Origin of the sequence: Thermosporothrix hazakensis (assembly GCF_003253565.1) — a bacterium.
Lineage (GTDB): Bacteria > Chloroflexota > Ktedonobacteria > Ktedonobacterales > Ktedonobacteraceae > Thermosporothrix > Thermosporothrix hazakensis.
Genome location: NZ_QKUF01000030.1, coordinates 55,589 through 68,148, shown reverse-complemented (window position 1 = coordinate 68,148; position 12,560 = coordinate 55,589). Strand labels below are relative to the sequence as shown.

Annotated in this window: 7 protein-coding genes; 5 read left to right on the top strand and 2 right to left on the bottom strand. The window is 46.6% G+C overall.

Features of this window, described 5'->3' with window-relative positions:
• The 5 genes from EI42_RS26145 to EI42_RS26125 all read left to right on the top strand — a co-directional run.
• Positions 1-1,167, top strand: a 1,167-nt coding sequence (locus tag EI42_RS26145; RefSeq protein ID WP_146505427.1) for a TGS domain-containing protein, incomplete at its 5' end; no start/stop codon positions are given.
• Between the two features lie 377 nt (positions 1,168-1,544).
• Positions 1,545-2,873, top strand: a complete 1,329-nt coding sequence (locus EI42_RS26140) for a DNA cytosine methyltransferase (protein WP_111325590.1) — start codon at positions 1,545-1,547, stop codon at positions 2,871-2,873.
• 36 nt (positions 2,874-2,909) lie between these two features.
• Positions 2,910-4,487, top strand: coding sequence for an ATP-binding protein (locus EI42_RS26135; RefSeq protein WP_111325589.1), 1,578 nt, complete (start codon positions 2,910-2,912; stop codon positions 4,485-4,487).
• Positions 4,488-4,552: 65 nt separating this feature from the next.
• Positions 4,553-6,784, top strand: a complete 2,232-nt coding sequence (locus EI42_RS26130) for a Z1 domain-containing protein (RefSeq protein WP_170142922.1) — start codon at positions 4,553-4,555, stop codon at positions 6,782-6,784.
• Between the two features lie 92 nt (positions 6,785-6,876).
• Complete coding sequence (locus tag EI42_RS26125; protein WP_111325587.1) at positions 6,877-7,878, top strand: PD-(D/E)XK motif protein; 1,002 nt, start codon at positions 6,877-6,879, stop codon at positions 7,876-7,878.
• 555 nt (positions 7,879-8,433) lie between these two features.
• Here the strand turns inward: EI42_RS26125 and EI42_RS34500 are convergent.
• Both EI42_RS34500 and EI42_RS26120 read right to left on the bottom strand, forming a co-directional pair.
• Positions 8,434-8,565, bottom strand: a complete 132-nt coding sequence (locus tag EI42_RS34500; RefSeq protein WP_281278986.1) for a hypothetical protein — start codon at positions 8,563-8,565, stop codon at positions 8,434-8,436.
• 535 nt (positions 8,566-9,100) lie between these two features.
• Positions 9,101-12,556: a helicase-related protein gene (locus EI42_RS26120; protein ID WP_111325586.1), complete on the bottom strand. Its 3,456-nt coding sequence runs from the start codon at positions 12,554-12,556 to the stop codon at positions 9,101-9,103.
• Positions 12,557-12,560: the final 4 nt, after the last annotated feature.

Sequence of the window (12,560 nt, the reverse complement as noted above, 5' to 3'; positions counted from 1 at the left end):
TACATCAATGATGTCTGTCGCACCTTACGGGAAGAGATGAAACGTGCGGGTATCCATGCGGAGGTGCACGCCTGGCAAAAACATCTTGCCAGTATCTCCCGCAAGCTGGAGTATGTGCCTCGCCAGAGCAACGAGAACCCGCTGAGTCAGCTCCATGATCTGGTCTCGTTCCGGATTCTGGTCGACACCGATAACGAATGTTATCTTGCATTAGGCCATATTCACGCGCTCTGGCGGCCCAAAGATGGACGCATTAAAGACTTCATTGCCACCCCCAAACTCAACGGCTATCAATCCCTCCATACAACCGTCTTTTGTTTGCACGATTGCCTGGCTGAAATTCAGATCCGCACCCATGATATGCAACGAACCGCCACCTATGGGATTGCCAGCTTCTGGTATCTGAAAGATCGTATGGGCAAAGAAGGCTCGCCCAATAGCTGGAAGCTCTCCTATAAGGAGATGGTGACCTGGATTGAGCAGCTTCGCCAATGGCAGCAGGAGCTTCCTGAGAGCGCTGACGAGTTTGTCGAGGCGTTTAAAGGGGATGTCTTCCAGGATCAGATCTTCGTCTTTACGCCAAAGGGTGAGGTCAAAGATCTGCCCCGAGGGTCTACGCCGCTCGATATGGCCTATCGCATCCATACCGATCTGGGTGATCACTGTGCTGGTGCTCGCATTATCACCAACATGGATGAGAGTGGATGCCTGGTTACGCGCCAGGTCCCGCTGGATTATGAACTCAAAGGTGGTGAGATTGTTGCTCTTCTGACAAACCCGGCTGTACATCCGACCCGCGATTGGCTTCACTTTGCCCGCACGAATGCGGCCCGCAACAAAATTCGACGGTACCTCAAAACCTATGAACGCGAAAGCCAACAAGCAGACGCTTCAGCTCCTGTCCCCGGTTGCCAGACAACTACAATGACGATTCACGCCCAGGATCGTCCGGGCTTATTCCGTGATCTCACCGCAATTTTTGCTGATGGCGGCATCAATATCGGCTCGGTCTCTTCTACAGTCCAAGAGCGCTCCCGAGCCATCATCTCTCTCAGCTTCCACCTTCCACCATCTCTCAAAGAGACGTTGCGAGCGCTGCTTCACCAAATACAAGCGCTTCACGAGATCGAGCATGTTGCACTCGAACCCCATGATGATACGTTTTGAAAAGATATGAGTCGCCCCCGAAGGCGTCCCTGTTAGACACTGCTGGCAGGATGAGAATATCCCTCCAGGGGCGCACCCCCCGGATCACTTTTCCCACAATCCACATCTTGTGTATCCTGAACCATCTGGCAGCCAGGCCTTCACTCACTGATGTACATAGTAGGGAATTTATCTCGTTCGAGATTGTAATAATGCTTAACATCGCTTCTTAATATAGGTAAATCCTATTTCTGTAAGATAATTTTGCTTGTTAAGTATTCTACTTTTCTTTGCCTGTCTGCTTTTTATCGTTTTTGTTTAGAATATACTTTGCTTGATTTTATACCCGTTCTATTTTATAATACTATTATCCCAAAAAGATTGTGAGATTAGAGCAGATGAAGTTCATTGATTTATTTGCAGGTTTAGGTGGTTTTCACTTAGCTTTAAAGCGTCTTGGTCACACCTGTGTCTTTGCCAGCGAAATCAATAGCAATCTGCGAAAACTATATGAAATGAACTACGGTATACTGCCTAGTGGGGATATTCGCACCCTCTCTCTTGCTGATATTCCTAGCCATGATATCCTCTGCGCAGGCTTTCCTTGTCAGCCGTTTTCTAAAGCTGGAGACCAGCAGGGACTGACCTGTCCTAAGTGGGGAGACTTATTTGGATATGTTCTACGAATTGCAAATCTTCATAAACCACATTATCTTATGCTCGAAAATGTTCCTAATCTTGAAAGGCATGATGGGGGACGCACTTGGCTCAAAATGAAATCTGACCTGATAGCTGCTGGATACGATATTCGTGAGAAACGTCTCTCTCCTCATCGCTTCGGCATTCCGCAGATCCGTGAGAGATTGTTTATTGTTGGCAGTAGGTCAGGGCTGCAAAGCTTCACTTGGCCACAAGAAACTGTCCATCCGTCTCTTTCTATTATAGAAGCACTTGAACATGACCCCCCTGACGCACGACAGTTATCGCCTCAAGTTCAGCAGTGCCTTGAGGTATGGCAAGAATTTCTTGATCGATTTCCAAAAAGCGAAGAACTGCCCTCATTTCCTATTTGGTCTATGGAGTTTGGAGCAACCTACCCATTTGAACAAACAACTCCCTATGCTCTAGGCCTAAAAAGCCTACGCAACTACAAAGGGAGTCACGGACGCCTGCTACTGGACCTCTCGGATGATCAGATTATGCAAGCACTGCCATCCCATGCACGAACAGAGGAAGATCGCTTCCCTCGTTGGAAGATACGGTTCATTCAGCAGAACCGCGCGCTCTATCGCACCCATCATCGTTGGATTGATAAATGGCTACCGAAGATCACGCAATTCCCATCAAGCCTACAAAAGCTTGAGTGGAATTGTAAAGGAGAGGAGCGACGCATCTGGAAGTTTGTCATACAAATGCGAGCCTCAGGAGTACGTGTAAAGCGACCAACCACAGCCCCCTCTCTTATCGCACAAACAACCACGCAAGTACCTATTATTGCCTGGGAAAAACGCTATATGACCCCACGAGAATGTGCAACTCTTCAGAGTATGCAAGAACTGCCGAATCTCCCTTCATCATCCGAACAGGCTTTTCAAGCATTAGGGAACGCAGTGAATGTTAATTTAGTTGAAATGGTTGCTCGATCTCTCCTACCAAATGATAATTCGAGTATTCTTTGGCGAAATAATATTTCGCCGCTAAATAGCGAAAGTGTTTCATCTGTATGATAACAGTAAATGTGCTTCTAGAATGAGATGAGAATCATGAGTGATGAGGTAACAGATAAAAACAAAATTATCAATATACGGCCGGGAGTTAGTATTCTCTCCGTTCTCCCTCATTTGAATTATAAGCCTTGGTTTGCCCTTGCTGAGTTTGTAGATAACTCTTTACAGAGCTTTCTTTCCTATCGTCCAGAAATTGAGCGTGTTGAAGGGAAAGATTGCAAGCTTAAAGTGAGCATTGAACTAGATTCGACCGACGAGGGTCGCATTACCATTCGGGATAATGCATCTGGCATCCATGCACAAGACTATCCCAGAGCCTTTCGGCCTGCTGAGTTGCCACCAGACCGAAACGGGCTCTCCGAATTCGGGATGGGTATGAAGAGCGCTGCATGCTGGTTCGCTCCCTATTGGGAGGTTCGCACCTCTGCACTCGGCGAAGCCGTCGAGCGAACTATTGCGTTTGATGTGGAAAAAATCGTTCGCGATGGCATAGAAGTGCTGTCCTTCCTATCACAACCAGTTCCTTCAGACACCCACTATACAGAGATCACTCTTACCAAGCTACATAAGTTACCTAAAGGACGTACTATTGCGAAAATAAAAGAGCATCTCGCCAGTATTTATCGGGTTTTCCTTCGGGAGAATATCTTAGAACTATATTTCGATAATGAAATGCTGACTTATCCAGAACCTAAGATACTCTTTGCTCCCTTTTACAAGGCAAGTTCCGGCGAACCCAAGATCTGGCGCAAGGAAATTAACTTTGATCTCGGCTTAGGGCTTCGGGCTCATGGGTTTGCAGCCCTTCGTGAAAAGGCAAGCACTTCTCACGCTGGCTTTGCACTGTTTCGACGAAACCGTTTAATTCAAGGAAGCGGTGATGAGACATATCGTCCAGAATACATCTTTGAACGACCCAATAGCTTTACTTACCAACGACTATTTGGAGAACTGCACCTTGAAGGATTTGGCGTAAGCCATACGAAAGACGGATTCCAGTGGAGAGAGCATGAAGAAAGCTTTCTCGAACTCTTAAAAGATCATCTTAATCAGGAGCCACTCCCCTTGCTCGACCAAGCTGAAAGGTATCGTATGCGCGTTCAGACAAAAGAACAAATGCAAAGCTTAAAATATGGAGCACAACTTGCCACAGATCGCACAGCAGATATAATACAGCGTGAAGCTCCTAGCGTGTTGCAGGAGCAACTCGACACACAACAAGTCATCAACGATCCACCATCCACACTTCCATCCACTATCACGTTGTCACGCCGGGAAATTATCGTCGAACTTGATGGAGAACAGTGGCAGATTGTGTTGGAATTATCCAACGATCCATCTGTAGGCGATTGGGTTGCACATTGCGACCAATTGATTTCTCCAGAGACCATATCTGATAGAAGCGTAAGACAGGTTGGCATCAGATTAGCACTCGCCCATCCCTTTATGGAGCAATTTGGGGGTACCGATGCCTCACGAATAGAACCCCTGTTACGAGTAGCCACAGCAATCGTCCTGGCAGAGATTATTGCCCGTAAAAGTGGCGTGAGGCAAGCAGGAGCAATTCGACGCACTGTTAATGAATTGCTGAGAAGAGCCTTATCAAAGCCATAATATCAAACATGTTTTCCCGCAAAGAGAAAGAAGAAGGAAGTTCTAGGGAGAAAGGTACAAATATCATGGGTGGAGTCGAAACCGTTGAAATCATAATGCATAGTCAAAACCAGCAGGCATGTTGGTCACCAGTGATAGGAAGCGAAACATTATCGCTACTTGACCATCTTAAATTCTCGGAACGAGACAGAGAAACGGTAAAACGTGAAGCAGTAGCAGTACTTGCTCAATGCGTGCCTCCAACTGTCCCAAGCGGTCAAGAGACAAGTTTGGTTATTGGTTACATTCAAAGCGGAAAAACAACATCCTTCACAACAGTCGCAGCCTTGGCAAGAGACAATGGATATCACTTGATTATTGTCATCACAGGCATCACTCGTAATCTGTTCGAGCAGTCAAGCAATAGGCTAGAAAGGGACCTACGCATCCGTGAACGTACTGACCGTAAGTGGCAATTCCTATCAAATCCTAAATCGCGTTCAGATGTGAAACAAAGAATTGCTGCCGCCCTCCAAAGAAACGATACGTCGCCACATGGCAACAAAACCGTATTAATCACTGTGATGAAAAATGCAACACACCTAAACAACTTGATAAAACTTCTCTCTGAACTCTCCTTAGACGGAATGCCAACGCTCGTCATTGATGACGAAGCGGATCAAGCAAGCTTGAATAATCTCGTCAATAAAGGCAAGGAAAGTGCAACATATCGACGCATCGTGAAAATGCGGCAACTCCTTCCCCATCATACCTTCTTGCAGTATACCGCCACGCCACAAGCCCCTTTGCTTATTAACCTCATCGATGTTCTCTCCCCCAACTCCGCAACAATGCTTACCCCTGGACCTACCTACACCGGTGGAAAAATTTTCTTTGAGAGAGATTTCTATCTTATCCGTTGCATCCCTGCACATGAGATTCCCAAAAAGGATCAAAGCTTTGTAGAACCTCCAGAAAGCCTTCTACAGGCAATGCGAATCTTCTATTTAGGAGTAGCAGACGGCCTACGTCACGGGGGAAAAGGGAATCGTTCGATGATGATACACCCCTCGAAAGAAACGATGCAGCACGCCAACTATGAAGAATGGGTGAGGAGAACCCAACAGTACTGGAGCAAAACTCTACTTCTGAGTGCTATAGATCCTGATCGCCAGGACCTTATTAACGATTTCAAGCAAGCCTATACTGATTTATATCATACAGTCGAAAACCTGCCCTCTTTCAATATACTACTGCCATATCTTGTCAAAGGTATCAATGATACTATTATTACGAAGGTAAATGCAGCGTCAGGACCGACGCCACTCCCCGATTGGCATCAAGACTACTCCCATATTCTTATAGGTGGTGAGGTACTAAATAGAGGTTATACGGTAGAGGGGCTAACTGTAACATATATGCCAAGAAGCAAAGGTGTTGGCAACGCGGATACTATCCAACAACGTGCACGATGGTTTGGCTATAAATCAGAATATATCGGTTACTGCCGTGTATATCTTACAAATGAGCAAATCAGAATATACAAACAATACATTGTTCATGAGGAAAATGTTCGCGAACAATTGGCAAAACATCTAACAAGTGGAAAATCGCTCCGTGACTGGAAGAGAGCTTTCTTTCTCTCACCAGAGCTACGGCCCACACGCCATGATGTTCTCGATCTCGAATACATCCGTGGAAACTACTCCAACGATTGGTGTGAGCAACACGCTCCGCATGACTCCTTTGCTGCTATTCAAATCAACCGTAAAGTAGTGCAACAATTTCTTGCTCAACTCGCACTTCAGCCTGATAGAGGTCATCAGAAGCGGACAGAACAACAAAAACACCTAGTGGCCTTTGACGTCAGCTTAGGATTAGTATATCGCGAATTACTAACACGTTTTTTAATCACAAGACCAAGCGATTCACAGCGCTTTATTGGACTCCTCTTACAAATCGGAAGTTACCTGGACCAACATGGAGACGGAACATGTGCCGTATACCTCATGAGTGGGGGCAAACTACGTAAGAGGACACTCAATAATAATGATGAGATACCAACGCTTTTTCAAGGGCCTAACCCTGATAAAACGGGTATATACTATCCTGGTGATCGAAACATACGAGCCCCGCGAGGAATAACGGTCCAAATCCACAATCTCAAGGTACAGAAAGATGGAGATACAGAGGGCATGACCATCATTGAAGAGGTTCCAACACTTGCAGTATGGCTACCGAAAGAGATGTCTGCCAATTGGATAGTCCAGACGAATACCCGAGCTAGCAAGAGGTTCGCCCGCTCATCATGGGAGTAATCGATAGCGATATCTACTTCATCAATTGACTCTACTTGATATTTAGGTGTTAAGAAGTTTAAGCAGATAGAAATATAATATAAGAGGATATTATGCTTGATTTGTGTACTTTGTTCAACTCATTACAATGCCCTGATAACTCAGTAGATGAGAATATGCGCTTTTCAGCGCAACCCATACCAGGTTACGAAAGACATCGGCTAGGGAAAGATAAACAGGAAACCCCTTCATTATTGATATCTGTTAGCGACTCTACAGAAAATCAACGTCCCATTCCGATTAGACTGGAATATTTGTCAATTCAGTACGATGTAGATTGTCGTATTTCCTATCCAGATGGGAGTATTGAGGAAGGATACTTCACCATTATACGCTGCACAGGTTCAGAGAAAGTTCTTCATGACTATTTTCTCCGCATTATTGGTGCTATCGTCATATCGCTTGGACCCACTCCCACTCGGATTGATGTTGCCCAAGCTATAGACAAATTGGTTGAATTGTTCCGCGCAATGACAGAGAAGCCTCGAAAATCTATCCAAGGATTATGGGCAGAATTATTTCTGATTGCACGAGCGCGCAAAACAGCCACTATGGTTGCGGCTTGGCATGTAACACCTAACGATTGCTATGACTTCAGTGCTGGTAATCACCGGATCGAAGTCAAAAGCGTAGCTGGCAGAGTAAGACAACATCATTTTATGCTTGAGCAGCTATGCCCACCAGCAGACACAAACGTCCTGATTGCGTCTCTCTTTGTTGAACACGCAGGATCAGGAACCTCAGTCATGGAACTGATAGAGAGTATCCGCCTCCGTATCAGCAAGCATCCAGACCTTGTTTTACAGTTCGACCGAATGATTGCTTTGACCATTGGCAAGTATTGGCGTTATGCCTCAGAGGAAAGATTTGACCGCGAACTGGCAGAAGAATCACTCGCCTTCTTTGAACCATGTGCTATTCCTATGATAAACCCTAGCCTCCCTACAGGGGTCAGTGCAGTTCATTTCAAATCTGATTTGACAGGTAGACCCACAGCTAATCTTGTTCATTATCGAGCAATGGGAGGGCTATTTCAGGCAGCATTACGCCGATAATGCAAAATTCGGTTGTAGAGATGACTCTTACAAGTTCCAAGGCAAGCTATACAATTTAGTTCAATTTATAGGTATGACATTAAGTAGATATTCGGAAAATAAAGGGAACCAGAAACAATCTCCGCTGATATTGCCCAAGCTTCATCTGTTGTTTTCCAAAAAAATATAATCACAATTCCGATTTGTTAATAGCTATTAAAAACTCGATACTGAATGCATGATACAATCCAGCAATAGAAGATAGAAAACCGTATCCAGTGATATAACAGACGAAGAATGAGCGGCTGACAGCTTCATACTTGACCTTGTTGCCGAAAGATTCCGAGCAGCGTCGCTAGAACGGACCTGCGGGAGGTCTTCAACCCTTTGCTCTAGATCGGAAGACAGGAGCCCTTTACCGTTGGTTGTCAACGAATTTGTTCCCTGGCCCATTGCGTACCAACAAACACGACAATGGGTTATCTCAGGCTGTTTTGGGGGTCATGATACACCATTTGCATATACTCTTGTGTGACATCAAAAGACACAGATGTCAACTAGAGACCGCGATTCTTGCTAGTCGCACTCCGCAATCCATGCCAGAAAAATGGCGCTCATGCAGCTAGTGAGCAGGCCAAACGACATAAAGGCGGTAAGGTCCATATTGCCATCAACACCCTCGGGCACCTTTTTAAAGTTGCTGGCCACCTGCTCATGTCTAGGATTGCGATCAGCTAGCGGTTCTAGTAAAACTGGTGCAGGGCCTGTAGGTGAAAATGTACGCGTGGGCTTCGTCAATTAGGGCGAATACAGGAAAGTACCAAGTTGGTGAGAGTAAGCTGCCACCTGCCAAACAGAACCTCATGGCCCTTGCCACACTGATGGGTAATCGAGCGTCACATAAGCTGGGGGTAATCGCTTTCGGCACGTGTCCACGACGATGAACGGATCCCACAGATAATTGCTGGTCTACAGGCTGTCGTCTTCGCGTGCCTCATGCTTTCTCCATTCATTCATGAGAGCTTGAGTCCGTAACCAGTCTCTAACCGCTCGATACGCTAGTTTCCGGCCAATTACTATTATAAATATAGCCTTTCCAGATATACTACTACACCTTCATTCTTTCTCTTCCTCTTCCAAACAGACAAAGAGAATAATAGACCATTCGCACTATGTGGAAAGATGGTTTTCAGCAAGCAAACAGCATCAAACTGGTAAACCTATGAAGAAGATGCACATCAACTTACCATCCCACATAGTCATAACAGATGAGCTTCAAATCTTCTCGCTTGAGTGGGCTTTTCTTCTCCGGTTTCGGTTGTGCTTGCGTCTCAATATCGAGTTTCAAGACAACATCAAGTAATGCACGCGCATTTCGATCTTTCTTAAACAGCTCCAATGCTTTACGCAACTCCTTGATATACACACGAGGCAGTGGCTTACTCAGCTTCTGCATCGCTTCTATCACCTCTTTCCGGCGTACATCCCGCCCATTAGCGAACTGGCGTAATACGGCTGAGACTTTCTGCTGCATTGGATCAAGAATTTTCGGTGCCTCTTCAATGCTTCTCTGGTTCTCTGAAGCCTGCAAAATCGAGGATATCACTTTCTCCTGTAACGCAAAAATATCAACCTGAAAATGAGTCGGTACAACACGTCCTGTATCTGGTTGACACTGAATGAGATTGAGAATACGATAGCGGTTATCTTCTATCACCCCTCCACGAGGATCACTCGCTAAATCCACATAGCGCCAGAAATGCTGTCGTCCCACCGCCTTGCCTCCCCGGCTCCCCCGTTCCCTCACTGGCGCGGTAAAATAGAAAAAGACTCCTTTGTGGCCATCCCGCCATAAGCCGCTGTGAATTCCATCCGGTAGCGCTTCAAGCATATTGCGCATCTCATCAGTCAATAACGATTTCAGGTTATGCAATAACAGTTCACCGCTCACCAGCTCAAGCATGTTCTCTTGTTCTTCGATCACACGACCATCTGCCTGCTCAATACGTCGCAGGGTATTGAAGTTCTGTGGATGCACCGTTTCACCCAGAATACTCTCATCGAGCAAGCCACTACGATCGATACTTGCGATTTTGGCGGATAGGCTCTCAACCAGCTTTAATAGACGCTCCAGCCCATCATCTGGGAACATGTTCATAATCCACAGCGTCTCATAGCTTGTTCCGATACGATCAATACGCCCCGCACGCTGTACCATGCGTGTTGGGTTCCAATGAAGATCATAGTTAATGAGAATACCGCAATCCTGCAAATTCTGACCTTCAGAGAGCACATCCGTCGAGATCAAGATATCAATTTCCTGATCGCTTCCAGCAATGTCGAGCCGATTATTCACAAGCGGTGCAAACTGAGCAATGATTTTCGCACGCTCACGGCTATCGTTTCCACTGTCCATCCGCTTCAACAAGGGATTACCTGCTTCTTCTCGCCAGGCCATCATATCCGGATCATCAGAAGTAAGACAGCGATAGAGATAGCGAGCCGTATCTTTATAGTAGGTGAACAAGAGCACTTTTTGCCCTTTGAGTTCTGTTTTCAGTAAGTCTTTCAAGCGTTGCAGCTTCGCATCTCGCTTCGGTGTAATGGATGCGATATGCATCCAGATCTCATTTAATGCCTCAACATCTTTGCTCACATCAAGATAGAGTTGCTTCAAATCATACTGGCTCGGATCCAGCGTCGGAAGCTGCTCAATAAAACGCCGCGCCTCTTCGTCTGCATCCAGATCTTCTGCCAATGACTGTGGCAAGGCATCATCTTCCTCCTCCTCATGCTCAAGGAAGCGAAGCGCCCTCTGAAAACTACTGCTATCGAACACCTTCCCTTCCAGAATGTAGCTCATGAAGGTCTTCAGGAACTCCAATGCACGCCGAACACTGATCCGAAATGCATCGATACTGCTTTCAAGTCGCTTCAAGTAGCGTGTTTTAAAGATGCCGACAAGCGCTTCTTCTCGCCCCTCTTCAAACTGATCGCGGGCAACCTCCGACTTCTTATACGTCTCAAGCTTATAGGGAGCCAGGCGCAACCCTTCAATATGCTTGACAATCGTGGTGTAGATACCCTCATAGGTGCCCTCAAGGTTATAACGCACCGTCTTCAAGCGCCGTTCAGGCCAGCGAATAGGCATTCCTTTAATGGTCGCATTCGGATATGCCTGCTTGATAAATGGACGTGTGCGACGAATCACCACTTCTTCAAGCAAATTAAAGAGCGCAAGACCGCTCTCTTTCTGTTGGTGGCGCTGAGCAGCCATAAAATAGCGCTGCAAATCTCCAATGCCCGCCTCAGCAAAATAGCTTCGATCACCACCGGTAAAGAGATTAATTTGATGATACAGGTCAAAGATACTGTTATTTATCGGGGTCGCCGTTAACAAGATGATCTTTTTGCGTTCTCCGCTCATTGCGCCTTTGCGTTGGTTCCCTGCTAACAAAAGCTCAAGCTTCTCATAGCGCCTCGTCGATTTGTTGCGAAAATTATGGCTCTCATCAATTAAGACGAGATCGGCGTCGAGATACGGCTGGATATCATATTCCTCTCGTCCAAGCATCTCTTGGGTCAGAATATGTACCGCGATGCCGGCACTCCTGGTCTCTTCATCCCACATCTTCTTGAGCGAGGCAGGGCAAATAATCACGGCCTTATACCGAAGATGATAGGCATAATCTTCTAGCAGCTTCTTGCCGATCCAGGTCTTTCCCAACCCAACACTATCAGCGATCATCACTCCATCATAGCGTAGCAGAATCTTGCGGGCTCTTCTGACTGCATCCTCCTGAAACTCGCTCAGCTCGATAACTGAGCGCGTCTTTCCATTGCCCTCCTGCGCTTCCAACTCGTCTCGAAAATACTCAAAGAGCGCTTTCATGTATACCTGATAGGGCGTGTATTCCTTGCGCCCAAACTTCGAGGCGTCAAGCAGTTCGATAAGCTCCGCTTTGAAGTCATGGGCAGCTTCCCATTGCCGCTCATACCACTCAGCTAGCTCATCCATTGCCAGAAGACCGGGCACATTAGCCGCGATACGACGCGATTCTTCCTCGGTCTCCACAAGCTGCCTTTTCTCCTCTGGCCTCAGAAGCGCAGGCAACCGCTCCGGCGCAATATCCTCTGTCACCAGATTCGCACGATGTACCAGGTTGAGCTCTTTGTTCACCTGCAAGCCAGCACGCGTGAAATTCGAGGAGCCCACAATTGCAAGCTGTGGTGAGAGCAGCGCCAGCCCTTCACTTCCATAGACAAGGTAACATTTGGCATGCAAAAATCCCTGACGATAGAGGCGCACTTCGACCGAGGAACGTTGAAGAAACGCGGTGAGATCCTCAACTTGTTGCAGCATCCGTTCATTGAAGGAGGCCTCATTCAACTCGTGGAGTAGATCCTGCACAATTTCTGCCTTCTCGTCTTCGCGCCCGATATCTTTTCCCTGCTTTGGTTCCGCTCCCAATAAGAGCCGAAACGAACGGGCACCGGCTTCGAGATTGCGCTGCAACAACGCCCATCCACCAATATTAAAATAGGCGGTCGCGATATCAAGCTGAAATCCCTTCTGGGCTTGAGACAGAATTCGGTTTAAGACATCGCTCAGCGTATGCTGCTGATTGTCAATCACAAACGGAATCGAAAGATATCCGCTCTCGTATGATGGTTGCGTCTGCTTCCTCTCTGGACTCATGGTT

Excerpts from the sequence above, each read along its gene's own strand:
- EI42_RS26140 (WP_111325590.1), top strand. The coding sequence starts at position 1,545 with ATGAAGTTCATTGATTTATTTGCAGGTTTAGGTGGTTTTCACTTAGCT.
- EI42_RS26135 (WP_111325589.1), top strand. The coding sequence starts at position 2,910 with ATGAGTGATGAGGTAACAGATAAAAACAAAATTATCAATATACGGCCG.
- EI42_RS26130 (WP_170142922.1), top strand. The coding sequence starts at position 4,553 with ATGGGTGGAGTCGAAACCGTTGAAATCATAATGCATAGTCAAAACCAG.
- EI42_RS26125 (WP_111325587.1), top strand. The coding sequence starts at position 6,877 with ATGCTTGATTTGTGTACTTTGTTCAACTCATTACAATGCCCTGATAAC.
- EI42_RS26120 (WP_111325586.1), bottom strand. The coding sequence starts at position 12,556 with ATGAGTCCAGAGAGGAAGCAGACGCAACCATCATACGAGAGCGGATAT.